The sequence below is a fragment of the Leptolyngbya iicbica LK genome (assembly GCF_004212215.1).
GTDB lineage: Bacteria > Cyanobacteriota > Cyanobacteriia > Phormidesmidales > Phormidesmidaceae > Halomicronema > Halomicronema iicbica.
This window is the reverse complement of sequence record NZ_QVFV01000001.1, coordinates 1,156,933-1,182,762: the sequence shown is the minus strand read 5'-3', so window position 1 is coordinate 1,182,762 and position 25,830 is coordinate 1,156,933. Positions and strand designations below refer to the sequence as shown.

Genomic DNA, 25,830 nt, shown 5'->3' with positions numbered 1-25,830 from the left:
CACAGTCGAGGGGCTTTGAGAGGTTTCTTGATACGGCGTGAATAAAATTCGTACTTGTTTACGTTGGCGTAATAGACGGGCTGAGGAGGCGCCAGCTTGGCTGCCGTAAGCCAGTGAGAATGCTGCTTTGCGCACCCAGGTAAACCCGCAACAATCATGCCGTTCCCACGCTGGTGGCTGGCCCTGACCATGGCGTCCTCGTTGTCGCCTATGTTAACCCTCACAGATTGCGCGAACCATCTTCTGGAAAGGGTTTGCAGGGTTTTCTATCTCAATGATTGAGCAGCCGCTGGCAGCACTGTATGATGATGCCCAAAACGCTTGAAAAAGCAGTGTTTCGACATTCAGGAGATTCCATCGTATGGCTAATCAGCAAGCTCGTAACCGTGCCGTCAACTCGGCAGGCGGATTTATGCGAGACTTTCAAGCTTTTTTGATGCGGGGCAACGTCGTTGATCTGGCCGTGGCGGTAATTATTGGTGGAGCCTTTGGCGCAGTGGTCAATTCGTTCATCGCCGACATTGTGACCCCGGTGATTTTGACCCCAGCACTATCCGCTGCTGGGGTGGAAGACATTGCTGAGCTGTCGGCCAATGGCGTGAAGTATGGACTGTTTCTCTCGGCGGTAGTGAATTTTATCGTGATCGCCTTTGTCATTTTTGTCATGGTGCGGCTCTTTGAACGCGCCAAGCGCAAAGAAGAAGTGGAAGCGGCTGCCGAACCCAGTGTCGAGGAAAAGCTGAACGATACCTTGGCGCAGCTGACCGAAGTCATGGAGCGTAAACTCTAACCGGATTCGCCTGAGCAGTGACAGTCATGACCTCACGTTGTCGGGGCTACCGACATGCCATCGGTTGCCCCTGAGGCTGATAGCTGCGCATCACGCGCCCGGCCCCGCGCAGTTGCTGATGATACGTGGCGCTAATGCGATCGCTCAAATCGGTAATTGAGTCGATGCCGATGCCGTTGCGGCCCTGATCTCGACCGGAACTGTGGATGTAGCGACCGTCGCCGAGGTACAGGGCTACGTGGTTGGGCCGATCGCCCCGCCCAAAAAACAAGAGATCCCCTGGTTGTAAGTCATTTAGCTCCACCGCCTCGACAAACTCTTCTTGTTGATACGAGTCGCGAGGTAGGCGAATGCCGGAGGCGGCAAAAGCGGTTTGCATCAGGCCCGAGCAGTCAAAGTTTGGCCCCACGGTGCCGCCCCAGAGATAGGTGTTGGGCTGTGCCATAGCGGCTTGGGTGAAGTGGATGATGGCGGGAATTTGGGCCGCGATCGCTGCCGCCGTCCACTCAGGAGCCTGGTAGGGCTGAGCTGCGACTTGCAGCGACTCTAAGGCCGTCACGGGTAACCAGCCAGGATAGTCGTCTTCGCACAGGCAGACCGCGATCGCGGGGTCATGCGCTTGGGGCAAAGACATCAGGCGCAGGTGTCGGCCCGCGGCCGCTTGGGTCACGAGCCCTGTATCCGTCGGTGACTTGCACAGGTCGAGGGCCGTCTGGCACTGATATTCGGTCTCTAGCTGTAGCGTGGCTAGCAGCACCATCACTTTCTCCTGTCTGTGCAAAAAGTTACTTTACGCAAATATCTGTTGGAATTTTGGCGCGATCGCTGCCGTCCCAACCGACAATGGAAAATTATAGAAGAGCGCTCAGACATTAATTAATTGCCTGCTATGACATCAACCTTGCCGCTAAACACCTCCAAAGTAAACGCTGCCCACAAGTTATCCCTAGCGCCGCTGCAAGTGCCCGAGCGGTTGCTGTTGGGGCCAGGGCCATCGAATGCTGAGGCCACAGTCGTGGCAGCGATGAATTGCCAGCCCATCGGCCACCTTGATCCCGCCTATTTGCAAATGATGGACGAGGTGCAAGACTTGCTGCGCTACACCTGGCAAACCGACAACGAGCTCACCTATCCCGTGCCGGGCACCGGATCAGCGGCGATGGAAGCGACCTTAGCTAACGTGGTTGAACCGGGCGATCGCGTGCTCGTAGGCGTCATGGGCTATTTTGGTCACCGGCTGGTGGATATGGCGGGCCGTTATGGCGCGGATGTGCGCACGATGCATCAAAGCTGGGGCCAAGTCTTTTCCCTCGACACCATTCGCGCGGGGTTGGAAGAACATCGCCCTGCCGTGTTGGCGTTGGTACATGCGGAAACCTCCACCGGCGCTCGCCAACCCATCGAAGGTGTGGGTGCCCTCTGCCGCGAGTTTGACTGCTTGCTGATTATCGACACCGTCACCAGTTTGGGGGGCGTGCCGATCTTTTTGGATGAGTGGCAAGTGGATTTGGCCTATAGCTGTAGCCAAAAGGGGTTGAGCTGCCCGCCGGGCGTATCGCCTTTTACCATGGGGCCGCGAGCCGTGGCCAAAATGGAGCAGCGCCAAACCCCCGTCGCCAACTGGTATCTCGATGCGGGCCTGCTGCGGAAATATTGGGGCCGCGATCGCGTCTATCACCACACAGCGCCCGTTAATCTCACCTTTGCCCTGCGCGAAGCCCTGCGCCTGCTGGCGGAAGAAGGGTTAGAAAACCGTTGGCAACGCCACCAAGACACGGCGGAATTTTTCTGGGAGGGGCTGGAATCTATCGGCCTGAGCTGCCATGTCGATCGCGCCTATCGCCTGCCCACCCTCACCACGGTGCGCGTGCCCGACGGCGTGGATGCCAAAGCGGTAGCGCGGACCTTGCTGCTAGAACACAACATCGAAATTGGTGGCGGCCTGGGTGAATTGGCCGGTCAAGTGTGGCGCGTCGGCCTCATGGGAGCTAACAGTCACCGCGATCGCGCCGAAACCCTACTCACCACCCTGGAAAAAGTGCTGCATTCATCGCTTTAAAGCCGTTGCATTAATGGCGAGTAGGCGAGCGGTTTGGCACCCAAGCCTCAGAACGACAAACGGATCACTTGGCCCCTGATGCCTCTGGCTCTCCCGCTCTCCCCTGCTCCCCCTGCCCCATTCCCCTGAGTGATTGCGTATGTACCAAAGAATTCTGGTTGCTCTGAGCGAAGAAACGGCGATCAACGCCAAAGTGATGCAGGAAGCGATCGCGATCGCTGCTCCCAGTAAAGCCACGCTCAATCTGCTGCATGTACTATTGCCGCCCGAGTCCGGCTACCCCAACCCGATGTATATGACGGCCGACGGTATGCACTCAGCGGTGAATGTGGATACCTTTCAGCTGTACATCGGTCAGTGGCAGCTCGATCAAAAAGCCAACCAGCAAGCGCTAGACGAGCAGGCCAATCAGATTCAAAAAGACCATGGCGTCGCCACCGAATGGACGCAGGCCGTTGGTGATCCGGGGCGGCAAATTTGTCAGATCGCCCAGGACTGGCCCGCTGACCTAATCGTCATTGGTCGCCACAATCGTTCTGGCATCTCAGAACTGTGGATCGGCAGCGTCAGCAACTATGTGATGCACCATGCGGGCTGTTCAGTTGTCGTCGTCAAAGCCGCCTCACCGGCGATCGCGACTCAGGGCTAAAACCACGAGGAGTCGTCGGTCTGTGGGTTGGGGCAGTTGGCGATCGCGGCAGAATTCACCTTAGCCAGCTCTCGGATGCTCGGATGAATTACTCCAGTCGTCTCAAGGGTCGTTGGATAACCCGTGAGTCAGATGTCCGCGCTGCCCATATTCTGCGTTCTGTACTTTACCTATACGCTTGGCCCTCTCCCCAACCTCGCTCCCAAGCTATAGCCCAAGGGGCATTCAAGAAAAGGAGAGAGGCTTTGAAGTCACGGGTTTTGTCGTCCTGCTTCAGAAGAATTGCTCTGAAAATAGCGCCCCGATCGCCCCGTCAGGGGACGGGTCTCTTGTGCTGCTTCTAGCGGTATCGTCCTGGTTCCCAAAGGGACCCGTCCCCTAGTGCCTCCGAGATATTCCCGGTTTTCATTGTTTGGAGTGGCGCGTCAGCGTCATGGGCCGCTGCTCTAAAAATAGACCCTGCCAGGGACCGGGTGCCTTGATAATTGCGGGTTAGCGGCTGAGTCGAATAGGCACCCGGTTCCTAACACCCCAGAGATCGCACCTGTTTATCGTTGGGGATGTCGCGCCAGCGTCATGGACGATTGGTATGACCTATAGACGACAGACTGAAGTCGGCAAAATACCTGGACGCAGCAGTTGATTTATCCGCGGCTGGTCGGCACGGATAAACAAATAATACAACTCTAACTCTTCTGGCTCAGGAGCGGCTGGTGTTCTTGAAAAGATGCTCAAGCTGCTGTGGAAGCGTGAAACTATTTCTGAGAAGCGCTTTTGGACTGTTGACTCAGGTAAGTTCCTTCGGCCTTTGTCGAGGCCAACTTTTTTGAACCCATCAACTTCGACAGTCTCAATTAAAACAATTGATATCCGCCAGAGATTTATTTACAATTGTTTACGTATCAATAATTACATTTTTGTCTAAAGTTTGTTCCCTATGCCCCTACCTTTCGTTTGTCCCGCTTTCCAGCTCAAGCGCTTCAAGTTTTACAATCACGGTGAAATTCGGGAAGCCACGATGTATCAAAACCTCATCATGACCCTGGCTAAGCGCTTTTCTGCCAGCGATCGCGATGTGGCGTATCGCTTTGCCTCGGCACTTGGGCAGCATTATCAAACTGTCATCGCTGCCGACGGTAGCAGTTATCAGGTGTGGGTCGATATCCGTTGTCGTGACTACTCTCAAGTTCTGGCCCGCGTAACTGAGTCTGCTGTAGCGCGTCCGGTGGCTTCGATTCATCAAGGGCCATGGTCGCGAGATGTGGCTTAGCGTGGCCTTATCGACTGCTTTGAAAACTCAATGATGCCGACTCCCTCCCCCTTCCTCCATTTTGGCTCGCAGGGGGATTCTGTATTTATGGGCTGGGGCGATGTCTCAGGCTGTCAAGGTGGGGGCGATCGCTGCACACCTGCTTCCGCCCTACTTGCCAAGTCGGTCTCTTTTCCCGCCTGACCCTAGACAGAACGCGATCGCTCCACGCTCAGCCTGTCCCGGGGCATCCTTCGCCAGCGGGGTATTGAGTCGCGATCGGCCCCGTGCACTACAAATGGCAAAAAGGCAACAACCCATGTCGGTAGTTCACCCAGTAACTTGATTCAAGGCTGTCGGCAAGCCACACTTCAGCCACTCATGTCTTGCAAAAATTAGGAATTGCAAGAGTAACTGCCTCAAATCAGGCAACCCTATCTATCTAATGGCTGATGAGTTTCTACCGAAAGGTTGATTATCTCTCGCCAAAGATTTATCTATAGTTATTTACAAATAAATATTCTTTTACCTATGCCGTTATGTTCTTTGCTGACATGTTCTCGGTTTCATGGCCTATCCATTTGTGTGTCCCGCCTTCCAGTTGAACGTCTTTAAGTATTACGACGGTCGCGAAATTCGCGAAGCGCTTTTGTACCAAAACCTCATCATGTCATTAGCGCGAACCTTTCCTAGCCGCGATCGCGACAAGGCTTATCAAGTAGCTTGTGCATTGGGCAGAGACTATCAGACGCTAATTGCGGCTGCCGGTAGCTCTTATCAGTTGTGGGTGGATATTCGGTGTCGTAACTACGCTCAAATTGAGACTGAGGCGATGTCAACATCAGCAATGGCTCTGCCAGAGTTTTCAGTGCGCGAAGAGAGGGCTGTGAGAGACGCCGCCTAGCAGCCGACCTTTGCTACAGATTTGAAAGTCAGAAACTGAACTGGGGTTATCAGGCACTCGCTAATTCTCGCAACCTAATGAGTGCCTGCTGACCTGACTAGAGTGGCTTTGGCGCTGACGGATAGAGGCTGACCCGTGCCGCCGCGCCGCACCATAATCAACTCGCTGCAAATGCTGATGGCGATTTCTTCGGGGGTGAGGGCACCGATGTCGAGGCCGATGGGGGCGTGTAGCGTGGGGATTTGCCGAGAATCGATGCCCTGGGATTGCAGCGCTTGGAGGGCTTTGGTCACACGCTTTTGACTGCCGATCATGCCGAGGTAGGTGCAGGGGGGCTGGCGGGTGATGAGGGCTTGCAGGGCGGGCAGGTCGTAGTCGATGCCGCGCGTGACGAGAGCCGCGTAGAGCTGGCTGTAGTGGGCGATCGCCCCCATCACTTTCCCTATCGGCTCATGAAACAACTGCTCCGCCTGGGGAAAGTTGTCGGGACTGGCCCACTCGGGGCGCTCGTCCTGCACCATGATGCGAAATCCGGCCAGGTGGGCGACTTGTGCGAGTTGTATGCCGCAATGTCCCGCGCCGACAATGAGCAACAGTGGCGACGGCAGCAGCGTTTCCTGAAACTGCTCTGGGGAATGGATTGCCGTGACGGTATGAGGCTCAACGGGGGCCACGGTCGGCGATTCCTCGGCATTAAGAGGAAGGGTGAGGGTAACGGCGGTGCCGCGAGTTAAGGATTCCACAATTTGTTGGGCGATCGAGATCGCTCTCTCCCCCTGCCACCGCGCGACCCATACCTGCATGTGACCGCCACAAATGCCTTGAATTTCCCGATGGGGCGCACCGGACAGATCGATCGCAACCGTTTGGGGTTGCCCCGTCTGCAAGACCGTTTGGGCCTGGCGCAACACTTTGGCTTCCCCCGCGCCGCCGCCAATGGTGCCCCAAGCATCGCCGTCGCTGGCGAGCATCAATTTAGCCCCGACCTCGCGCGGGGTGGAGCCATTGGTATGGATGACGGTAGCGATCGCGACGGGGCCACGAGTCAACGCTGTCGCCACCCGCTGAAAAAATTGCAAACTCGTCGACATTCAGATTGGAGGTGGAAAACGACGGGATTAACTCGCGATGGAAGCCGTTGCCTGAGCGAGGGGCTGGCGGATGGCGTCGATCGCATCCAACGTCGCTTCTGGTGTGGCGGGCGAGGTGAGCGGCGCCCAAGCAGGCTCATCGCCAAAGGCGGCGATCGCCGCTCGCATGGCCTCCCGTACCGAGAACGCCAACATAAACGGCGGTTCCCCCACGGCTTTGCTGCCGTAAATGGTGCCGTTTTGCGACGCCCGCTCCAACAAGTGAACGTGGAAGGCTTCGGGCACTTCGCTAATGGTGGGAATTTTGTACGTGCTGGGGGCAAAGGTGCGCAGGCGGCCCTCGTCGTCCCACACCAGTTCTTCCATGGTGAGCCAGCCCAGCCCCTGCACAAAGCCGCCTTCCACCTGCCCCAGATCCACCAGTGGATTCAGCGATGCCCCCACGTCATGGACGATATCCACCTGCCGCAGCTTAAAGGTGCCCGTAAAGCCATCCACCTCGACTTCGCTCACCGCCGCCCCATAGGCAAAGTAGTAAAATGGTTGCCCGCTGTAGGTTTCGGGGTCCCAGCTAATGTTGGGAGTGCGATAGAAGCCCGTCGCCGCCAGGGAAATGCGAGCGTTATAAGCGGCCTGCACGACCTCGGTAAAGGGCACCCGCAGGTGGGGCGCAGTCAAACAGTAAATATGGTCCTCGGCAAACACCATTTCTTCGGGACCGTCTAAGCCCAAGAGTTCCGCCGCGACGGGACGCAGGCGAGCTTTCAGGGTTTCGCAGGCGTCTTTCACCGCCTGACCGTTCAAGTCAGAACCGCTGGAAGCAGCGGTGGCCGAGGTGTTGGGCACTTTGTCGGTGCTGGTGTGCATCATGCGAATGCGATCGCTCGGTATTCCCAGCGATCGCGCCGCCACTTGTTGCATCTTGGTGTGCAAGCCCTGGCCCATTTCGGTGCCGCCATGATTAAGCTGAATGCTGCCGTCGGTGTAGATCAGCACCAGCGCCCCGGCCTGGTTGTAGACCTTTTTGTTAAAGGAAATGCCGAACTTCACTGGGGTGATGGCGAGGCCGCGCTTGCGATGGGGACTGTGGTGATTGAACTCGGCAATTTTTTCGTGCCGCTCATCATAGCGGGCATTGGTTTTCACCTCTGACCACACCCGCTGAATCCGGTTATCCACCAGCACTTGCCCGTAGTGGGTGGTGTTGCTGTCGCCCTCGCCCCGATAAAAGTTCAGCTCACGCACTTCGTGAGGCGGGCGACCGACGGTGCGGGCCACATGGTCGATCACGTCTTCGATTACCATCATGCCCTGAGGGCCGCCAAAGCCGCGAAAGGCCGTATTCGACACCCGATTCGTTTTGGTCAGATAGCCTTTGAAGTCCACATGGGGAATGTAGTAGGCGTTGTCGGCGTGCAGCATCGCCCGCAGCAGCACTGGAGGGGAAAGATCCAGGCTCCAGCCCGCATCGCTGTAAAGCTTCAGCACTAGAGCTTTCAGAGTGCCATCGCGATCGCACCCCACTTGATAGCGCCCCACAAAGCCGTGACGTTTACCCGTCACGATCATGTCCTGATGGCGACGGAAGCTGACCCGCGCTGGACGTCCGGTTTTGTGGGCTGCCAGGGCCGCGATCGCCGCTAACGGATTGGCCTGGGACTCTTTGCCGCCAAAGGCTCCGCCCATGCGCAAACAAGTCACAACGACTTGATTGAGCCGCAGTTTCAGCACGTCGGCCACCGCCGTCTGCGTTGAGTTGGGATGCTGGGTCGAGGAATAGACCTGATAAGTGCCGTCGGTGGCCGGTAGCACCCATGCGGCCTGGGTTTCAAGATAGAAGTGATCTTGTCCGCCCATGACGACTTCGCCCGTCAGCACATGCTCTGCCGTCGCCATCGCCGCCTCGGGATCGCCCCGGCGACACACATCCGGCGCACTGTGAAAGCTCTCTGCTGCGATCGCGTCCGCCACCGACACCAGCGCGGGCAGTGGCTCATATTCAATGCAGATTTGCTCCGCCCCGAGGCGGGCCGCGTGCTCCGTTTCACCTACAACCCAGACTACCGGCTGCCCCCAATAGCTCACCTCATCGGTGGGCAACAGCGGCTCATCCGCCCGAATCACCCCGGTATTGTTCTGTCCGGGAATGTCGGCAGCGGTTAGCACCGTTACGACTCCCGACACGGCCCGAGCGGCGGCTGTTTCCAGGGTCAAAATGCGGGCGCGGGCATGGGGCGACAGCACCGGATACAGCGATAACAAGCCGAACGGTGGGCGCTGATCATCGGTATACACCGCCTTGCCGGTCACATGGCCGATCGCGCTTTCATGGCTTTGTCGTCGATCCCGGTTACTCATGCCTGCAATTTCCCTTACTCGCAATTATTGAATTCCACAAAGAACTTTTCGAATAGATTGGCAATCAAGCGATTGCGATAGTCCGCACTCCCCCGCAAGTCACTCATCGGCGTAAAGGCCGATCGCAGCTGTTCTTTCGCCGCTAACACCGTTGCTAACGTCCAGGGTTGACCGATGAGCCACTCTTCGACGGCGATCGCACGAATCGGCGTCGCCGCCACGCCACCATAGGCTAACCGTGCTGCCACGACCCGGTTTTGCGTGTCTAAATCAATCCGGTAGGCTGCCGCCACGATGCTGATGTCGTCCGTGCCCCGCTTACCGATTTTGTACGATTGGCTGAGTCGGCGAGTCACCGCGATCTGTGGCGTCTTGGGAATCGTAATCGCCACGATCACCTCGCCCGTCCGCAAATCAGTGACGCGATACCCTTTGAAAAAGTCCGCGATCGCAATTTCGCGCGAACCTGCCGCACTCGCCACTTGAATCGTCGCATCCAGCGCCAGCAGCACCGGGGGCAGATCGCCAATGGGTGAAGCCGTGCCCAAATTACCGCCCAGCGTCGCTCGGTTGCGTACCTGCCGCGCCGCAAACCAATGCAGCATCTCATCCAGACTCGGAAACACGCCCCGCAACTGTTCCTCAATCTGGCTCAGGGGCACCGCCGCCCCAATGGTCACGGCGTCATCAGTGTGTGCCAACTGATGCAGTTCGGCCACCGCCTCCAGGGCAATCATGACGGGATAGTGCTGGCGATACCAGCTCATTTCCAATCCCAGATCGGTAGACCCCGCCACCAACGTGGCGTCGGGATGAGCTTGCAAGAGGTCGAGGACTTCTGCCAGCTGGGTAGGACGATAGAACTGCTGGCCCTGCGCACTGTAAGCCGTTGCGGCCAATGGCAGTGACACTTGACTTAAGGCTTGAGAAAAATCATCCTCGCCGTGAGATTCAGCGGCGACTCGCTGGGCCGCCCGTCGAATGGGCAGATATCCGGTACAGCGACAGAGATTGCCCTCCACCGTGACCTCATCGGCCACGCGATCGCTGTAATAGCCCGCAAACAGGCTCATGATGAATCCTGGGGTGCAGTAGCCGCACTGAGAACCGCCTAAATCGACCATCGCTTGCTGCACCGGATGCAGGCGATCGTTGGCAATGCCCTCTACGGTGTAAATATGCCGCCCGCCTAAACTGCCGATGGGCAGCAGGCAACTATTCACGGCTTGATACTGGGGCTGCCCGGTCGCATCCGCTCCCACCATGACCACCGTGCAAGCGCCGCAGTCACCATCGCCACAGCCTTCTTTGGTGCCAACGTAACCGTGTTGCCGCAAATAGCTTAATAACGTTTGGGTCGGAGAAGCCTCTTGGAGACAGAGGGGTTCTCCATTCAACGTAAATTGTAGAGAAGTCGTAGAGACAGAAGGGGGCATTCACTCAAGAGAAAACAACAACAGTGCGCAGCTAAAATAAACTTCGTTCGCCGGAAAATCTGTACTTCTGACCACAACATCGACGACAGAACTGGTGGCTCACAATATTGGCCTGGGGTGACCGTTTTAGCGATAGGAAATCTGACACAAAGAGGCTGGAATCTTCTAACACCAAACTGTCTCGGCCATTAGGTGCTGTGTTAATGACGTCTTTTGCCAGTCGCTTGACTGACGTAAGACATAATGAACTTGCGGTGGTCGATCGTTACGAGTCACTGGCAACAATCACATGCCTATCCTTATGTTGGTCGTGCGAGCTTTGACTGGCGTAATCATGATTTAACAGCGCTTCGTGAGCGATCGCACCAAAATTTCTGATTGATTTCAAGTTCTTGTTAAGAACAGGGCGATCGCACATCCAGATTACGAAGATGATGCCGTTTGTCCCCTCGTGGCCAGCGTGTGGAAGGGATCGGCGGACACCACTCGGTCAGGTGTCTAATTCACCATATCGGGCGAATTTAGCGGCGGCTGGGTGCAGAGTTGCCGGGCTCAGCATCTTCATGCCCTCAGGGAGAGAATACCCGCTACTCTGGAAAGCAGTGCCTTAATTGACTTTGCCAAACTCTATGGACTCTGAACTCGCGCCGCAGTTTCCCAGCACCCTTCGTCGCATTGTGTTGGTGGTCATTACCTTATTAGTCAGCCTGATTATGGGCAGTGCCCTCATCGCGAGTTGGAAGGAGCCCCAAGTCGCAAGCCGCTTAGAGCTGTATCAAACCGATTTGTTGTTGCAGGCGACGGCGTGGGAGGGCGATGGCTTACCCGCTGAACAGGTGGCAACGCTGCGCCGCAATCTGTTGGGGGCGGATCCCATTGCGGATGCCCAGAAAAATTACGCCTCAGTGCGGGCCACCGCCGTCAATACCTTAGATGAAAATGCGGCCTTAGCGGGCGACGCGGCCTCGGTCTCGCCCCGCTTACAAAATGCGATCGCCGGACAGTCAGAACTACTTGATTTGCTCGATCTGCGGTTGGGAATTTTGGAGGCGGAGCAGCAAGCCTTTGAGGCTGCCCAAGCCAATTGGGAGGGCGTGAAATCTCGTCACGCGACGGGCGATCGCCTCTGGCGCACCGCCGACACCCTAGACGCGCTTTGGCATGACCGTTCCCTGCCGGATGATAGTGAAGCGCTGATCAGCACAACCCTGCAAGGGTGGTTTCAGAATCGGGCATTGGCGCAATATTATCGACGCACCCAAGACTCAGCTGCCTTGGCCGCGCTAGAACAAGCTGAGGCGGACCAGGCTCAAGGATTGATTCTGACCCTGGCGGCGGTGGGTGTATTTCCGGCAGTGGGCGCTTTGACGGGCATTTTGTTGCTCATTGGTCTGGGCATTCAGCGCTTAGTGAAGGGCGCCGATGCGCTACTGGCACAAAATCGCGATCGCGGTTGGGAGGTGCCCTGGTCGGCAGAGACCATTTGGATTGTGGTGGTCGGTGGCTTCTTGTTTATGGGGCAGTTAGTGGTGCCGGTCGTCATCAGTCCGCTGCGGGGGGTGCTCGCAGGGGCGGGCACGCGCGGCCAGGCGTTGTTTGCGCTGACGTACTACTTAATGATGTCTGTCGGAGCGATCGCGGTGCTCTGGTTTGCGATTCGGTCTTATCGACCCCTGCCGCCGGACTGGTTCAAGTTCAAGCTGCGGAGTAATTGGTGGCTGTGGGGGCTGGGCGGCTACTTTGCGGCGCTGCCGCTGATGTTGACCGTCTCGGTGCTAAACCAGCAGATTTGGCAGGGGCAGGGGGGCAGCAATCCGCTGTTGCAAACGGTGCTCGAAGCCCAAGATCCCTTCGCGCTAGCGATTTTCTTCACCACGGCCTCGGTCGCTGCCCCCTTGTTTGAGGAGTTTCTCTTTCGCGGCTTTTTGCTGCCCTCCCTAACGCGCTACATGCCCGTCGGCGGCGCGATCGCTGTCAGTAGCCTGGTGTTTGCGATCGCCCACCTCAGTCTGTCGGAAGTATTGCCCTTGGCGGTGCTTGGGGGCGTCTTGGGGATTGTGTACACGCGATCGCGCAACCTCCTCGCTCCCATGCTGCTCCACAGCGCTTGGAATAGCGTCACCATGCTGGGGCTATTTCTCCTCGGCAGCAGCGCTAACTAGTTTCTCGATTCCTTAGGGGGACGGGTCCCTGTCGGCAACACCGATTAACTCAGGTGGAGTACAAGGGACCCGTCCCCTCGCTTTAACTCAGGTGGCGTATAAGGGGCCCGTCCCCTCGCCGCTAATACTCGCAACCCGTCAGCCGCCGCATTGCTTACGCTGGCGTTGGATGCGGTTTTGCAGATCTTTCGTAAAGCCCATCTCGGCATTGGCGGCAAGGCGATCGAACTCGCGGCGAAAGTGGGCGGCGACAGTCGGATTGCGGATAACGAGCAGGTTTTCGTCATTAGTGTGGTTCGCGGCGGCGCTCCAGTTGTGGGAGCCGATGATGACGGTGTGGTTGTCGATTAGGGCGAACTTGTGGTGCAATTTGTCGCCTTCCGGCAGGTTGGGGGTGCCGACAGTGGCGATGGGCTGCGTCCACGGGCGGTTATGGGCTTCATATTTACAGCGGTGATCCGGCATGGCCGTGCCGAGCATATCCAGCGCTTCGCTATAGCTGCGGTAAACAAAATTGCGGTCAATCAGGGCCTGTATGGTCACTCCCGCTTGAGATTTTTGGGCCAAGCGATCGCTAATTCCCTGATCGGAAAACACAAACAGCGCCAGATCAATACTGCTGCTAGCCTGAGTCAACGTTTGGCTAATCAGGCCATTCACACTTTGGCTCCAGGGCTGCGTTTCCGATACGGGCGAAAACTGTACTGTAACTTGGGAACCGGGAATGTTGACCACGCGGGGCGATCGCAGCGGCTTTTGTAACCCAAACAGGCTGTCTTCCTTGCCCGCTGGTCCATCGCCCCACATCAGGTCAAATTCCTCCTCTAGCACGGCAGCCAGTTCTGGACTATCGATGCGGAGCAGCGCGTTGGCGTTGCCGCGACTGTCTGCAGACGCAAAATCTCCGTGAATACCCGACGTCGTCCAGTTAGCCGAACCGAGCACCACCGTGCGGCCATCTACCACCATGAATTTGTGATGCATCAGCCCGCTGCCTTTGGAGCCATCGGCAGTGTCATCCAGCAGTGGCACCTGGCCTTGGGTCAAAATGTGAATGGCATCACGCTGGGCTACCTCCTCGGCGGTGATTTTGCCATTACCGTTAGCGTCAATGAGCTGCTGTTTCTCCGAGTGTTTGGACTGTTGGTACTCGTCCATTTGTCCCGACTGGAATTCATTCAGCGGCCGCCAAACCCGGTTGTACTGATTTTCGACAATGATGCGGACATTGACACCAGCTTGGGCGCGATCGCGCAACGCCAGGGCAATTTGCGGCAACGTGATTTCTTGTACGGCAACGTCAATGGAGGTGGTGGCGGCAGCGATCGCCTCGACGATCACCTGTTCCAAATCATCCCCTGGCCGCCGAATTTGGCGATAGGGATCGGTATACAGGCTGGCTTGAGACTGGTTGAAATAAACCTGAATATATGGATCTTGGGGCAAAAGAGCCGCCAACGACGGGCGCGTAAACAGCGGCAGCAGCCAGTGGTGAACCGCTAAAACCAGCAAAATTGCGCCCAGTAGCAAACCGCCCAAACGGCGTTGTTGACGTGTGAGATGCATCCCCGAACCCTGTGATGAAGCGACCACCCTTAGTGCGCCCAAGGCCGTGCTGACAATAACCCCGCAAGATTGCGGAAATTTCCTGGAGGCAGGCTCATGATTGCAATTTCCTGCGCTAGACTTTGAAGCCGCGAGGTGCGAAACTTGCGAAATTGTCAGGAAATGCTGGCACTGATGCGTCCATCCCAACGTCATCTAATATCTACGCAGTTTCCCGAAAGGAGACATCAGGTTGAGAGTTGATTGGCTAATTCCCGCCGGACTGGCAGTGACCAGTGCATTGGTTTATACCCTGCCTGCCGAGGCGGCTCAGTTACGCTTTTGGCGGTTTGACCAGCAGCGTAATCAGCTGGTGTTTAACACGGATGCGCCAGTGCAGCCCCGTGCTCAAATGGTCTTTAATCCCACCCGTGTCGTCATTGACTTGCCGGGGACTACCTTAGGTCGCCCTTCCCAAAGTCAAGCGGTCGGGGGGGCCATTCGCGAGGTGCGATCGGGCCAATTTGACTCCCAAACGGCGCGTCTGGTGATTGAATTGGCACCCGGTTATACCTTGGATCCGCGGGCGGTGGAAGTGCGCGGCGTGCGGAGTAATGAATGGGTCGTGCAGTTGCCCCAGCCGCAGCAGATGGGCAGTGGCGCAACGGGCGCTAGCGGTGGCAATTCGGTTACGGGGGAATATTCGACCAATGGCGCTATGACCTTTTTGTCAGGGGTGGTGACCACTGCTGATGGTTTCTTTATGCGCACCAGTGGCGAAATCCCCACCATCAATTTAGAGCGGCGAGGCCAGCCCGGTGGTGAGCGGCAAATCATCATCGACCTGTTTGATAGCTCCATTTCGCCCTTTTTGAAAGCCGAAGCCTTGCCCAACAACCGTTACAGTGTCAACCGTTGGGATATCACTCAAGACCCCCAGCGCAACGTGACCCGCGTCGTCATGACGTTGGCTCCGGGCAGTCCCGATTGGGAGGTTACCCCCACCAATATCGGCACCCAAACGGGGATTGTGCTGGTGCCGCCCAGTGGTGTGTCGATTAGCTCGATTCCGGATAATCCATCTCAGGCCGGTAATCCGCAGATTGCGGTGCCCCCCACCACGCGACCTGCAACCCCAGTCCCGCAGCCCAACCTGCCGCCGCAACCCGCCAGACCGGCAATTCCCCCCACTGTGAACAATAGTCGGGTGCGTGTGGCGATCGACCCGGGGCATGGCGGTCGTGATCCGGGTGCCGTGGGCATCGGTGGTTTGCAAGAGAAGAATGTCGTGTTTCCCGTATCGCTGCGGGTAGCGGAGCTCCTGCGTGAGGCAGGCGTCGATGTGGTGATGACCCGCACTTCCGACGTCACATTGGATTTAGAACCGCGAACCGCGATCGCGAACAATGCTAATGCCACGGTCTTTCTCAGCATTCATGCCAATGCGATCAGCATGAGTCGTCCGGATGTGAACGGTGTGGAAACCTACTACTATTCGGCGACAGGGCAACAGCTTGCCAGCATCATTCATGCAAATGTGTTGCCCGCTTCTGGATTTGGCGATCGCGGGGTCAAACAAGCCCGCTTTTACGTGCTCCGTAACACCGCGATGCCAGCGGCTCTGTTGGAGCTGGGCTTTGTTACGGGCGCGAATGATGCGCCCAAACTCCGTGACCCCGCCTGGCAAGAAAATATCTCCCAAGCGATCGCCCGTGGCCTGCTGCAATATCTGGAACCCTATCGACGATAAGCTTCTAGCTCTACAGTCGGGGCGGTTGGTCGCTATATTTGGTGATGGTTTCTTCGGGCCGTTGGAGCCAGATGGCTCGCAGACCGGCGCCTTTTGCACCTTCAAAGTCGTCGCCGTAGCTATCGCCCACGTGCCACGCATCAGCTGGCTCGCAGTCGTGTTTCGCCAGGGCAGCGGCAAAGATTTGCGGATCCGGCTTCGCGGCTCCCACCTCGCTGGAAATGGTGACCGTGGTGAAAAAGTCAGCCAAGGCGAGGGAGTCGAGCACGGTGAAGAGCCGGGAGTCAAAGTTGGAAATGACGCCTAACTCAATGCCCTTGGCTTTCCAGCGTTCCAGAGAATGATAAGCGTCGGGGTAAACGATCCAGGGTTCGGCCCCGGCAAAATAGGCGTAGAGGTCAGTGAAGAAGGCATCGAAATCTTCAAAGGCCTCCAGCTGATCCACATCGGCGAAGGTTTTTTCCGCGATCGCCCGCCACCATTGATATTCCAAGGCTGGGATTTGTGTGGTTTCCACTCCTGGAAAGGCCATGGCCTCGGCGTCACCAAACTGTTTGAAAAAGGCGTCGTTGAGCGCGACCGGATCGGCGTCAACATTAAAGCGCTCGGCAATGGTGGCATAGGCTTGGCCGACACTGCCATTGACCCCAAAGAGCGTCCCTACGGCATCGAGAAAAATGACTTTTGGCTGTTCCATGACGATCGCTATACCGACAACAGATCACGAATGGGCTGCTGAATCCAATTCAACCCCACGCGAATTTGATGATCCAGGGTGGGCATCCGATACAAGTATGTGAGGCGGCGGGCTACGTGGGCCATCGGTCCGTCGAGCTTAATGCCCAAGCCGGTGAGGGTGGCATTGTCGATGCCGAGAGTCATCATTTCGCCCAAATGCTGATACCGGAAGGGCAGCTGTGGGCGATCGCGCAGAGAGGCCCAGAGGTTCCAGCCAGCATAGTCGGCCTGTTGCAGGGCCGATTGAGCGGTGTTTGGCACTTGTTGGCCGGTGGCGTCTTTGCAGTCGGCCAGGTCGCCCAGGGCGTAAATTTCGGGGTGGCCCACCACTTGCAAGGTGGGTTCAACTTGAATTTGCTGGCGATCGCTACGGGGCAGATCCAGGGTGTCGAGCAGCGGCACCACGCGGGTCCCCACCGTCCACAACACAATGTCGACGGGCAATTCATCGGTCTGATCACGGAAGGTCAGCGTGAGGGTATCTGCGGTGATCTGGTCAACGCTCGTTTCTAAATCGAGCCAGATACCGCGCTCTGAGAGGGCGTCACGGGCCGCTTGGCGGTTGAATTCCGTTGAAGTTTGCAGAATGTCGTCGGCCCGTTCGACCAGGCGTACCCGTCCGCGATCGCCCAAGCGATCGGCCACTTTACACGCCAACTCGACGCCACTGTAGCCGCCGCCTACGACGGCCACGCGAATTTTTTCCGCATCGGAGGTTTCCAGGGCGCGTAACCGCTCTTGCAGCTGCTGGGCATCCTCCACCGTGCGGAAAGGCAGGGCATACTCAGCGGCTCCTGGCACTTTATCCATCGGCGTTTCACCCCCGACGGCTAGCACGAGGCGGTCGTAGTGCAAGGTTTCTCCAGTTCCCAGCTGCACTTGCTGTTCGCTTTGGTTGACCGATTCCACTGTGGTTTGAATAAAGCGAATGCGGGTATTCGCCAGCAACTCACTGTAGGCGGGGGCGATTTCCCAAGTGGCGAGTTCCCCGGTTACCAATTCGTAGAGCAGCGGCGCAAATAGGAAGCGATCGCGCTGATCGATCAACACAATTTCCACCGGCTCGGGGGTGCTCCAGGGCAAAGAATTCAGGCGCAGGGCGGTGTAGAGCCCCCCAAACCCGCCGCCTAAAATACAAATTCGCTGTGCTGCCTCAGTCATAACTATCCGGTGAACGTGTGTCCTTCCTTTAAGATAATCGGCTGACGGCACAACGGGAGGGGCGATCCGGTGGGGAATGCTCACTATCCTAAATCTGACCTTAAGGCTTGGCGGCTTAGCGGCGACTGACTGGCAAGCTGAAAAGGTGCGATCGCTGCTTCCAGACTGCATGACCACGTTTGCCTACACCTGCCTATCGCCTTATCACCCGGTGTCGTCTCAGCCGCCATTTGAGGTGACGGTCGATCGCGTGTATATCGACTATTGCCAGGTCCATGACCCCCGCCCCGAACTGCAACGCCTTTTGGACGACTGTCGTCAGGAACGGCCCGAACGGGTACTCATTCAGCAATTGGGCGATTTGGGCAGTTCGCCAGCGGCGGTTTTTGCCAGGCTGAAAACCCTAGAAGAGCAAGGAATTTGGGTGGCTGCGGCGGACGGTAGTTATGCCACGGCGGATACCCCGAGCGCTGAGTTATCGTCTGAACGGTTGTTGCAGCTAGCCGCCACCGTCGAAGCGCAACATCGCCGTCAACAGCTGGCGGCGGGACACGCCCGTAACCGCATCAATTTGCTGCCGCCACCGGGACGCGCGCCCTACGGTTATCGCCGTGGTCGCTATCGCTACGCCCTTGACAAAGCCACTGCTCCGGCGGTCAAGGCGTTTTTTGAGCAGTTCATTTTGTATGGCTCCATTCGGGGAGCGACCCGATTTTTAGAGAAAAAATATGGCAAAAAAATTTCGCCTTCCACAGCTCAACGGTGGCTGCAACATCCCATCTATCGTGGGGATTCGGAATATAAAGACGGGCAAGTGATTCGGGATACGCATACACCGATCATTTCTCGGGATGAGGCGGCTCAGGTCGATCGCTTGCTGCGGCGTAACCGCAAACTGCCACCCAAAACGGTGAGTGCCGAGCGATCGCTGGCTGGACTGGTGCAGTGTGCCGAGTGTCAGAGCAAGCTGCGGGTTTCACGGGTGACGCGCCCGCGCCAATCGTCAGACTATCTGTATTTGCGTCCCATGCAATGCGGTCGGGAAAAGCACTGCCGCGCGATCGCTTATGATGCGGTGCTCGCCCAGACGATCGCCGCGATCGGTCAGGAATTTCCCCAAGCGGTGGCGAACTTTCAGGCTCCCCCCGTGGGTGCGATTAAAGCCGGAATTAGCGCTCAAATTACGGCTAAGACAGACCTGTTGACTCAGGTTGATCAGCTGCAGGCACAAGGGGTGTTGGACTCCACCAGCGCGGATTTGCGTCGCTATACCCTGCGGGGCGAACTGGCGGATTTAGAACAACAGCGATCGCAACTGCCCCCCGAAAATCTGGCCGAGATTGCCCAGACTCTCGGGTCTGCCGAGTTTTGGCAAGGGCTCTCTGAGTCAGAACGCCGCGTCTATCTGCGCGAATTCATCCAAACTATTTGGCTAGAGCGGGACGAAGCGGCTTGGCAAGTGAGGATTCAGTTTGTGTTTTAGGCCCCAGCACGGGCTTGATGAGTAGCCGATTTGACCCGAGCGAACCTGGGCTGACAGGCCTGCAAGGGGGCGGCATCGGCTTTGTGTCACCCGTAGCGATAGTGGGCTAGTACAGTATCGTGACCCCGTGGAACAGGATGAGGGTAATAAAAAAATCAACCACAAACAGACTGACCCAAGTGGTCACCACGGCGGCCGTGGTTGAACGCCCCAAACCTTTGCTGCAAGTGGTCGTTAAACCCCAAGTGCAGCCTGCAAGTGCCGTCATAGCCCCAAAGATTACTGCCTTGAGCAACACTGCGAATAAATCAACCGGTTCCAACAATTCCTGTACGGAGCTCAGAAAAATGGGGGCTTGTACGTCATATAGCAGATGAGCGGCTAGCAACCCGCCTCCAACCCCGAGTACTAATCCCAGCATGGTCAAGATGGGCAGCATGACGCAGCAGGCCACCACGCGAGGCACCACCAGATATTCCAGCGGGTCGGTGCGTAAAACTTTGAGGGCGTCAATTTGGTCGGTGATTTTCATGCTGCCAATTTCGGCGGCAAAGGCGGAGCCCACCTGGCCAGCCAAGATCGCCGCGGTGAGAATGGGGGCGAGCTCTCGGCAAAAGCCCAATGCAAAAGCCCCACCTAAAGCGTGGAGGGTGCCAAAGCGGGCCATTTCGCGCGCGGTTTGAATGGCAAAAATCATCCCGGCGAAAAGATTGGTCATGAGTACGGGAGTGAGCGCACCTGGCCCCGCTGCCACCATATGTTCCATGACGCGATGACGCTGGACTCGTCCGCGCAAGAGCCGCATCAGTACCTGTCCGCCCAGAATGATGGCCATCAGAATGTGGTACGGACACGATCGCGCCAATGGCTGTTCATATGGCGGTGGGGCGGTCATAACCGGACGGCGATCGCGCCAACCAGGCAGCGGACGAGACTTCCGGCGAAGGGGGTTGAGCATGATAAATGCACTGATACGACGATTCGACTGCGGTCCCCAACCGTTACAGTGAACGGCTGCTGGAGGCCATTGTTACTGAGGCTGACCAGCCGGTCTGACCAGACTGTACTGGATGAGTACATCATCCCCATTTTTCTGGTGTCCGTGATCGTTCGCCGTCAGTCAGTTAGCTGCGTGGGGGGCAATGTGATCAACGTGAGTCGTTGGGATGGGACTGGGTCGCGCCCGCGATCGCGGCAAGATAGACCTGCTGGCGATGCCCTCAAACCCTTGTGAGACCGATGATTGACCTGTCACTGCCTGCGTCCACTCACGCGATCTGAGCGGCTGTCTCGACTGCCCGACTCAAACTTGCGAGGCATTCAGATCAAAATTTTTAAGAAGGGGTTGCAAAGCTGAAAATATATAGTACATTTGTATCTAAAGAAGTAGATAGTACATATAAACTATCTAAGACTCTTGATTCTAAAGCATTGGTGTGCCCCCATGAGTTCAGATATCAGTGCCATTCGTGAACAACTGCTAGCCGTCCATCAGCAATCCCGGTCGGAGCCGGAACTGCCACCGTCTGCCCCCGCGTCACCCAGTCTGCCGACGCTGGATGCCGATGGAGTAACCTGGCAACCGCCCCAGCGAGCCGATGTGGCGCAGGCGCTCCGGCAGCGATCGGCGATGCAGTCCAGTCAATGGCCCACCCCCGAAGAACGGGCGGCACAACCGGCACCCCCGCCTCCGACAGCCCCGGTCGAACCGATCAATATTCATCGGTATTTGCAGCGCTTGCACAGCGAGGCAGAGCGTATCAACGAGCTGTACTACCAGCAAGAAGCCGCAATTCGTAAATTCCACAACTCGGTCAATGGCCTCTCGCTCATTTTGATGAAGCAGCCTAACACCGCTGGGCTGCGTGTCGATCAGTTTTGCGAAATTCAAGATGCGGCGCTGACCACTGTGATTCAAGATGAGCAAAATCGCTACGTGTTGACGGCGATCGATCTGGATCTGAATTTAGATCAACAGCAAGCTTCCGAAACTGCTGCCAGCTTGCGGGCTCGGGCTCAGGCTCCGTCGCGCCAGTCGGCTCGGGCTATGCGGGCGGGCTGGCGAGAGTCGTGGCATCGGGTCTCGGAGCTATGGCAGATGTTGACGACCACGATTGAAAATCAGTCGCAAATTACTCCCATCGATATTTTGGTGTGGTGTGGGGGCGGCATTATCGGTCGACTGGCGTTGGAGTTGGCTCTAGCCGCCATGCCCGGACTCTGGCCTTGGGTGATTGGCATCACGATCGGAGCGGTCGCGTTGGGGCTTTACCGTTTGCTGTTTGCCCCCCGGACTGATGCGGCTTTTATTGCCCGTCTATTTTTGGTGCTGCTGGGCTTAGGGATTGGTGGTCAGGTCTAAGGCAGGGCTGTCTCCCCGGTGGTCGTTTTACGAGCTGTGAACCAATCGCCGCTGCCTTTATTTGGTCGGAATGCTTCTCCCCGATCGCCCCTTCTACCAATATTTATTGAACTAAAGGAGTCGTCAATTATGGTGAGTCAACGATCTCAGTTGCCTGTGACCCCGCCGGTCAAATCATTGGTGGCCGGGGGGGTCGTGATTGCCGCGGCTGTCGTGCTGTTTGATGTGCGGGATATGGGTGGCTGGTTTACACGATCGCAGCCGCAGGTCAACGACAAGTCTTGCAGTGAGTTTGTGCAAACCGAAGCAAAGCTGTCTCGCGAACAGTTAGCCCAACTACTGACGATTCCTGAACGAGATTCGAAGGAGCGAGTGCGAGAAGTGGTCGCTGAGCCCTACTGTCGCTTAGCCAGCTTGAATGTCCGGGCCGATGTGCAGGCTGAGCGTGAAGCCTATCCGCTCGAATTTGACCCCAAAACACAGTTAGTCATTCTGTACGAGAACGATGAATATGCTGGGTATCGCTTTAATTTTGAATAGGCTAACTGCCTGGCAGCGCCATTGGCAAACGCGCTGGGGGCGATCGCGGCCCTTCCAGCGATGGCGACTATGGGGGGTGCTGATTTTGGGTTTAGCCCTGGGGCCGAGTTTGACCAGCTGTCGCGAAGACGCGATCGCCGCCCCCCGCAGCGTTGCCATTGACCAAACCTGGGAGCTGACCCTGGGTAATGTGGTCGAAGGTTTTCGCGTGGTGGCAGGCTTGGGGGATGTCACGATGCAACTGCGCGGTGCTCGGGTGCGAGCCCCTTTTGACGGTGAAGTGCAGCCCTCCGCCGATGGTCCTGACTGCATTTTCTTCGCTTCTCCCGAAGTGCCTGCCTATTTATTTCGGTTTTGCGGCTTGATGAATCCCCGCGTTGGTGAAGTCGAAGCTGGCGACTCCCTGGGGCGATCGCAGTATCTGCACTTCACCACGATGCGTCGCCAACCCGACGGCACCTGGGCCATTGTTGAACCCTCGACTGGCGTGTTGGAGCGATCGCTCCAACGCTTTTAATCGCCCATCCGGATGGGAGTTGCCCGGTGTGCGAGTTCTTTGTCTGCTGTTCCTAAGTTTGTTGTGAGAGCCTACTAAGATGCCTCATTATCGAGCCTTATTGACGCTGGGCACGCTGGCCATGTCTTTTGGGGTGGGCAGCACCGCCAAAGCTAGCAGCGATGTGGCCCTATCGTTTGACTTGCCCCCATCGCCCCAGGCCATTGCCAAAGCGGAAGCGGCAGCTGCCGAAGCGGCAGCCGCCGCCGAAGCTGCCGCTGCTGCGGAAGCGGCAGCGGTAGCAAGCTTAGCGAGTGCTGATGCGCCGTTACCCATTCCCGCTGGGGCGGAGAATCCGCCGATGGCGAGTGACCATAGTCGGCCATCAGGGGTTTATGGCGGATTAGAAGCCGTGGCCATCGGGGCCACCGCTTCTGTCCAGGCGTTGTTGCCGGCGCCCCCGCCCGTGCCGGAGTATGTTCGGGCGATACAGACGGCGATCGCCCCCCCACCCGCCCCCCCGCCAGCGGAGGCCGAAACTCAGCAGCTCACCGACACTGAAATTCAGGAGCAAATCGCACTCTTCATCGGCATTCAAGAAAAGACCTTTGAGGCTCCGGAAAAAGTCGTTGCTGCGGCACCCGAACCTGAGACCCCAGCGGCGGAGCAGCCCACGGTCTTTGAGTACTCTTTCGACAATTTTTATACGCTCTTTACGGGGGGCACCGAATCTCTGGTCGCCCGAGCGGTGGGGAGTGCCGAGGGCACCCGCACCCCTGAAGGCCATAAGAATCCGGCCTACTACGGTCATGTGGATCCTGGGAATGGCGTCTGGAACTTGGGCACGTTTTCCTATCAGCATGGGGCCGCTTCGCCAGAAGAGGCGGATGACAAGCAGTTACGTCGGTTGCAGACGCAAACGGAAATCCTGCGCCAAAAAGCCCTGGCCCATGGTTTGTCCTTGACCAAAGAAGAACTGCTGAATGGCATTGATTTGGCGAATCAAGCACCTCTGGCGGCGTTAGATCGCGGCGGTTATATCGACTGGCTCAAAGAAGCCCATAGCCTGGGAATGCAGGGATCAGAAGCCATCATCTGGGCACGCACCCGGTCGTTTATTGACCCCGACACCCAGCGGTGGAACGCCCCCGGTCTGGGGAATAACATCTATTCCATCAGCCACGACCAAGAGCGGCGAGCCAACGCGATCGCCCGCGCGATCGCGGCCTTCAATGCCCAAACTCAGGTGGCGATCGCGCCTGCGCCGGTGCCCAATCATGACGATATTGCCCTGAACTTAGAGCTTGCTGCCGCTCCTGAACCGGTCATTGACACCGTTCCGTTTGCATTTAATGCCTTTACCAGTGGTGACTCGACTGCCGAGACCGTGGCGGCGGCATCAGCCCAGACGGCTCCCACCATACCAGAGTCAGCTCGTGACAACCCCGAAGTGGTCGCCATGGCGGCTCCTGATCGTGATGGTATGAGCCTGACGTCTTCTAACAGTCAGGCCCAACCTGAGAAAGGGGGGACGCCCAAGCTGGCACCTCGTCGTCTAGGTCGCTGGGGGCAAGCCGTCACCAATTTCCTAACCCGGCTTGAGGATGACTCTGTGAGCTTTGCTGAAGACGGCCCAGTCGCCCCTGCAGCGATAGCCGAGCCGTTGCCCACGCCTGCTGCCGCACTAGCTGACTTGCCTGCGTTGCCCGCTGCTTTGACACGGCCGTCGGTCGAGTCCGAGGGAAATGTCGCAACGGCATCGGCAGCGATCGCGGCTACTCCAGATGAGAGTCTGGCGACAGCTGATGCGCCTACCGATGCGGAGCCAGAAGCTGCGTCGACTCCGGTGGCAACTGCCCGCCTGGAAGCGGCGATTTCTCCGCCCATTGAGGCTGACCACAATTCCGCCTTATCTGAGCCCGCGCCTGCCGCACCCGTGCCGGAACCTACCCCCATTCGGTTTGACCCACCCACCCCTGTGTCCCAGGCGGATTCGGAGGTGACTTTCAAGGCATCGGAGTCTTTATCTACCCCTAACTTGGATTCTTTAGCCGCTCCCAAAACAGCAACAGCGCCTGCCGATGAGACAGACGCTGAAGCCGTTAAACAACGAACCTTACAATCGCTCGACCAGTTGCAATCAATCTTGCGGGCCGAGGCTGCAACCGAGACTAATCAGCCGTCAGGTCAGCCGTATTGAAGATAAAGGGTACGTTGGCGCTGCTGCCACCGCCCGTGACCAGGACCCGAGGCATCTGGGCACCGCCCTCTCGCCAAGCTTCGATCGCTTCTTTTTGCAGTACAAGCTGGCCTCCTTGAGCTTTCAAGGTTTCCGCTAAGAGACGCTGAGCTTCGGCGCGGCCCTTCGCGCGGTTAACTTCTGCCTGGGCCGTTTGTTCGGCCTCTTGGGCGACATACACGGCTCGGCGGGCCCGCTGTTCAGCAATTTGCTTTTCTTCGACGGCCTTGGCAAACTCGGGCGAAAATTCCAAATCCACGACGCTGGTATCCAGCACGATAATGCCGTATTTGTCTAGCCGCGTATCCAGCGCTTCGTCAAAGTCATTTTTCAATTCTTGCCGCTTGGTGATGGCCTCTTCGACCGTACGCAATGCTGCGGCAATTTTGAAAGACTCTTGCGTCTGCGGGGCAATGATTTTCGCGACGATGTTCGCCAGGGTGCCCTGGGTGCGTCGGATCGTGACGACTTCGCTGGGATCAAGCCGGAAGTTGATCGCAAATCGGGCTGACAAGTCCTGCAAGTCTTTGGTGGAACTTTGGGCGGGAACTTCAAATTTCTGTACGGTCACGTCATAGACATCCACTGCCGAGATCACTGGCGGCTTAAAGTGGACGCCTTCTAACAGTGCGCCGTCTTGGGCTTTACCTAAAATACTGAGGACGCCCGCTTGGCCCGGATTGATGATCACAAAGCTGCTAGAGGCGATAGTGAACACCACCAACGCTAAAAATCCTAGGGCGATGGGCTGCCACCCGAGAGATTGAGATTTCAAAAGTGTCTCCTTGTCCGTTTTGAGTCAGGTCTCATTCATTGTA

General features: G+C 57.3%; 21 protein-coding genes. 12 read left to right on the top strand and 9 right to left on the bottom strand.

Annotated elements, in window-relative coordinates; genetic code table 11:
* The first annotated feature begins 361 nt into the window (after positions 1 to 361).
* The gene (gene mscL / locus DYY88_RS05005) at positions 362 to 790 is read left to right on the top strand and encodes a large conductance mechanosensitive channel protein MscL (protein ID WP_044151070.1); all 429 of its coding nucleotides are present in this window, start codon (positions 362 to 364) and stop codon (positions 788 to 790) included.
* A 46-nt stretch (positions 791 to 836) separates the two neighbouring features.
* Here the strand turns inward: mscL and DYY88_RS05000 are convergent, their stop codons facing one another.
* Complete coding sequence (locus tag DYY88_RS05000) at positions 837 to 1,550, bottom strand: C40 family peptidase (RefSeq protein WP_039725829.1); 714 nt, start codon at positions 1,548 to 1,550, stop codon at positions 837 to 839.
* Positions 1,551 to 1,679: 129 nt separating this feature from the next.
* On the opposite strand from DYY88_RS05000, the gene DYY88_RS04995 reads away from it, so the two are divergent.
* From DYY88_RS04995 to DYY88_RS04980, 4 genes are all read left to right on the top strand, one after another.
* Positions 1,680 to 2,849 carry a pyridoxal-phosphate-dependent aminotransferase family protein gene (locus tag DYY88_RS04995; protein WP_039725826.1) on the top strand — a complete coding sequence of 390 codons (1,170 nt, stop codon included), beginning with the start codon at positions 1,680 to 1,682 and terminating at the stop codon, positions 2,847 to 2,849.
* Positions 2,850 to 2,988: 139 nt separating this feature from the next.
* A complete protein-coding gene (locus tag DYY88_RS04990; protein WP_039725824.1) occupies positions 2,989 to 3,498 on the top strand; it encodes a universal stress protein in 510 nt (169 codons plus the stop codon).
* 937 nt (positions 3,499 to 4,435) lie between these two features.
* Positions 4,436 to 4,768 (top strand): hypothetical protein, encoded by a 333-nt coding sequence (locus tag DYY88_RS04985; RefSeq protein ID WP_039725822.1) that lies wholly within the window; start codon positions 4,436 to 4,438, stop codon positions 4,766 to 4,768.
* A gap of 547 nt (positions 4,769 to 5,315) precedes the next feature.
* A complete protein-coding gene (locus DYY88_RS04980; RefSeq protein ID WP_039725820.1) occupies positions 5,316 to 5,651 on the top strand; it encodes a hypothetical protein in 336 nt (111 codons plus the stop codon).
* Positions 5,652 to 5,725: 74 nt separating this feature from the next.
* Here the strand turns inward: DYY88_RS04980 and DYY88_RS04975 are convergent, their stop codons facing one another.
* From DYY88_RS04975 to xdhA, 3 genes are read right to left on the bottom strand one after another with little or no spacing between them, the layout of a single operon-like run.
* Positions 5,726 to 6,742 (bottom strand): XdhC family protein, encoded by a 1,017-nt coding sequence (locus DYY88_RS04975; RefSeq protein ID WP_039725818.1) that lies wholly within the window; start codon positions 6,740 to 6,742, stop codon positions 5,726 to 5,728.
* A 27-nt stretch (positions 6,743 to 6,769) separates the two neighbouring features.
* Positions 6,770 to 9,100, bottom strand: a complete 2,331-nt coding sequence (gene xdhB, locus DYY88_RS04970) for a xanthine dehydrogenase molybdopterin binding subunit (RefSeq protein ID WP_039725817.1) — start codon at positions 9,098 to 9,100, stop codon at positions 6,770 to 6,772.
* A 14-nt stretch (positions 9,101 to 9,114) separates the two neighbouring features.
* Positions 9,115 to 10,536, bottom strand: a complete 1,422-nt coding sequence (xdhA, locus tag DYY88_RS04965) for a xanthine dehydrogenase small subunit (RefSeq protein ID WP_039725815.1) — start codon at positions 10,534 to 10,536, stop codon at positions 9,115 to 9,117.
* 629 nt (positions 10,537 to 11,165) lie between these two features.
* Here xdhA and DYY88_RS04960 point away from each other — a divergent pair.
* Positions 11,166 to 12,698, top strand: coding sequence for a CPBP family intramembrane glutamic endopeptidase (locus DYY88_RS04960; RefSeq protein WP_039725813.1), 1,533 nt, complete (start codon positions 11,166 to 11,168; stop codon positions 12,696 to 12,698).
* 138 nt (positions 12,699 to 12,836) lie between these two features.
* Here DYY88_RS04960 and DYY88_RS04955 read toward each other — a convergent pair whose 3' ends face one another.
* The gene (locus DYY88_RS04955) at positions 12,837 to 14,264 is read right to left on the bottom strand and encodes a phospholipase D-like domain-containing protein (protein WP_039725812.1); all 1,428 of its coding nucleotides are present in this window, start codon (positions 14,262 to 14,264) and stop codon (positions 12,837 to 12,839) included.
* Positions 14,265 to 14,496: 232 nt separating this feature from the next.
* On the opposite strand from DYY88_RS04955, the gene DYY88_RS04950 reads away from it, so the two are divergent.
* Entirely contained in the window at positions 14,497 to 15,993 is a 1,497-nt protein-coding gene (locus DYY88_RS04950) for an N-acetylmuramoyl-L-alanine amidase (RefSeq protein WP_039725811.1), read from the top strand.
* Between the two features lie 10 nt (positions 15,994 to 16,003).
* On the opposite strand, the gene DYY88_RS04945 is transcribed toward DYY88_RS04950, so the two are convergent.
* Positions 16,004 to 16,690 carry an HAD-IA family hydrolase gene (locus tag DYY88_RS04945; protein WP_039725808.1) on the bottom strand — a complete coding sequence of 229 codons (687 nt, stop codon included), beginning with the start codon at positions 16,688 to 16,690 and terminating at the stop codon, positions 16,004 to 16,006.
* Between the two features lie 8 nt (positions 16,691 to 16,698).
* Positions 16,699 to 17,892, bottom strand: a complete 1,194-nt coding sequence (locus DYY88_RS04940) for an NAD(P)/FAD-dependent oxidoreductase (RefSeq protein ID WP_039725807.1) — start codon at positions 17,890 to 17,892, stop codon at positions 16,699 to 16,701.
* Positions 17,893 to 17,968: 76 nt separating this feature from the next.
* Between DYY88_RS04940 and DYY88_RS04935 the strand changes: the two genes are divergently transcribed.
* Entirely contained in the window at positions 17,969 to 19,375 is a 1,407-nt protein-coding gene (locus DYY88_RS04935) for a recombinase family protein (protein ID WP_201278951.1), read from the top strand.
* Between the two features lie 106 nt (positions 19,376 to 19,481).
* Here DYY88_RS04935 and DYY88_RS04930 read toward each other — a convergent pair whose 3' ends face one another.
* The gene (locus DYY88_RS04930) at positions 19,482 to 20,333 is read right to left on the bottom strand and encodes an MlaE family lipid ABC transporter permease subunit (protein ID WP_236146318.1); all 852 of its coding nucleotides are present in this window, start codon (positions 20,331 to 20,333) and stop codon (positions 19,482 to 19,484) included.
* Between the two features lie 486 nt (positions 20,334 to 20,819).
* On the opposite strand from DYY88_RS04930, the gene DYY88_RS04925 reads away from it, so the two are divergent.
* The 4 genes from DYY88_RS04925 (at position 20,820) to DYY88_RS04905 (ending at position 24,973) form a co-directional block, all read left to right on the top strand.
* A complete protein-coding gene (locus DYY88_RS04925) occupies positions 20,820 to 21,737 on the top strand; it encodes a hypothetical protein (RefSeq protein WP_039725805.1) in 918 nt (305 codons plus the stop codon).
* Between the two features lie 129 nt (positions 21,738 to 21,866).
* A complete protein-coding gene (locus DYY88_RS04920; protein WP_039725804.1) occupies positions 21,867 to 22,277 on the top strand; it encodes a hypothetical protein in 411 nt (136 codons plus the stop codon).
* On the top strand, positions 22,270 to 22,794 hold the full coding sequence (locus DYY88_RS04915) for a hypothetical protein (RefSeq protein WP_130199321.1): 525 nt from the start codon (positions 22,270 to 22,272) through the stop codon (positions 22,792 to 22,794). Before DYY88_RS04920 ends, DYY88_RS04915 begins: the two co-directional genes overlap by 8 nt.
* 79 nt (positions 22,795 to 22,873) lie before the next feature.
* Entirely contained in the window at positions 22,874 to 24,973 is a 2,100-nt protein-coding gene (locus tag DYY88_RS04905; RefSeq protein WP_052288264.1) for a hypothetical protein, read from the top strand.
* On the opposite strand, the gene DYY88_RS04900 is transcribed toward DYY88_RS04905, so the two are convergent.
* Entirely contained in the window at positions 24,945 to 25,787 is an 843-nt protein-coding gene (locus tag DYY88_RS04900; protein ID WP_039725802.1) for a prohibitin family protein, read from the bottom strand. The two genes, DYY88_RS04905 and DYY88_RS04900, sit on opposite strands and share 29 nt — an antisense overlap.
* Positions 25,788 to 25,830 lie beyond the last annotated feature (43 nt).

Excerpts from the sequence above, each read along its gene's own strand:
- DYY88_RS04960 (WP_039725813.1), top strand. The coding sequence starts at position 11,166 with ATGGACTCTGAACTCGCGCCGCAGTTTCCCAGCACCCTTCGTCGCATT.
- DYY88_RS04995 (WP_039725826.1), top strand. The coding sequence starts at position 1,680 with ATGACATCAACCTTGCCGCTAAACACCTCCAAAGTAAACGCTGCCCAC.
- DYY88_RS04975 (WP_039725818.1), bottom strand. The coding sequence starts at position 6,742 with ATGTCGACGAGTTTGCAATTTTTTCAGCGGGTGGCGACAGCGTTGACT.
- DYY88_RS04920 (WP_039725804.1), top strand. The coding sequence starts at position 21,867 with ATGGTGAGTCAACGATCTCAGTTGCCTGTGACCCCGCCGGTCAAATCA.
- DYY88_RS04955 (WP_039725812.1), bottom strand. The coding sequence starts at position 14,264 with ATGCATCTCACACGTCAACAACGCCGTTTGGGCGGTTTGCTACTGGGC.
- DYY88_RS04940 (WP_039725807.1), bottom strand. The coding sequence starts at position 17,892 with ATGACTGAGGCAGCACAGCGAATTTGTATTTTAGGCGGCGGGTTTGGG.
- DYY88_RS04935 (WP_201278951.1), top strand. The coding sequence starts at position 17,969 with ATGCTCACTATCCTAAATCTGACCTTAAGGCTTGGCGGCTTAGCGGCG.
- mscL (WP_044151070.1), top strand. The coding sequence starts at position 362 with ATGGCTAATCAGCAAGCTCGTAACCGTGCCGTCAACTCGGCAGGCGGA.
- DYY88_RS04925 (WP_039725805.1), top strand. The coding sequence starts at position 20,820 with ATGAGTTCAGATATCAGTGCCATTCGTGAACAACTGCTAGCCGTCCAT.
- DYY88_RS04990 (WP_039725824.1), top strand. The coding sequence starts at position 2,989 with ATGTACCAAAGAATTCTGGTTGCTCTGAGCGAAGAAACGGCGATCAAC.
- DYY88_RS05000 (WP_039725829.1), bottom strand. The coding sequence starts at position 1,550 with ATGGTGCTGCTAGCCACGCTACAGCTAGAGACCGAATATCAGTGCCAG.
- xdhA (WP_039725815.1), bottom strand. The coding sequence starts at position 10,536 with ATGCCCCCTTCTGTCTCTACGACTTCTCTACAATTTACGTTGAATGGA.
- DYY88_RS04930 (WP_236146318.1), bottom strand. The coding sequence starts at position 20,333 with ATGCTCAACCCCCTTCGCCGGAAGTCTCGTCCGCTGCCTGGTTGGCGC.
- DYY88_RS04980 (WP_039725820.1), top strand. The coding sequence starts at position 5,316 with ATGGCCTATCCATTTGTGTGTCCCGCCTTCCAGTTGAACGTCTTTAAG.
- xdhB (WP_039725817.1), bottom strand. The coding sequence starts at position 9,100 with ATGAGTAACCGGGATCGACGACAAAGCCATGAAAGCGCGATCGGCCAT.
- DYY88_RS04945 (WP_039725808.1), bottom strand. The coding sequence starts at position 16,690 with ATGGAACAGCCAAAAGTCATTTTTCTCGATGCCGTAGGGACGCTCTTT.
- DYY88_RS04905 (WP_052288264.1), top strand. The coding sequence starts at position 22,874 with ATGCCTCATTATCGAGCCTTATTGACGCTGGGCACGCTGGCCATGTCT.
- DYY88_RS04985 (WP_039725822.1), top strand. The coding sequence starts at position 4,436 with ATGCCCCTACCTTTCGTTTGTCCCGCTTTCCAGCTCAAGCGCTTCAAG.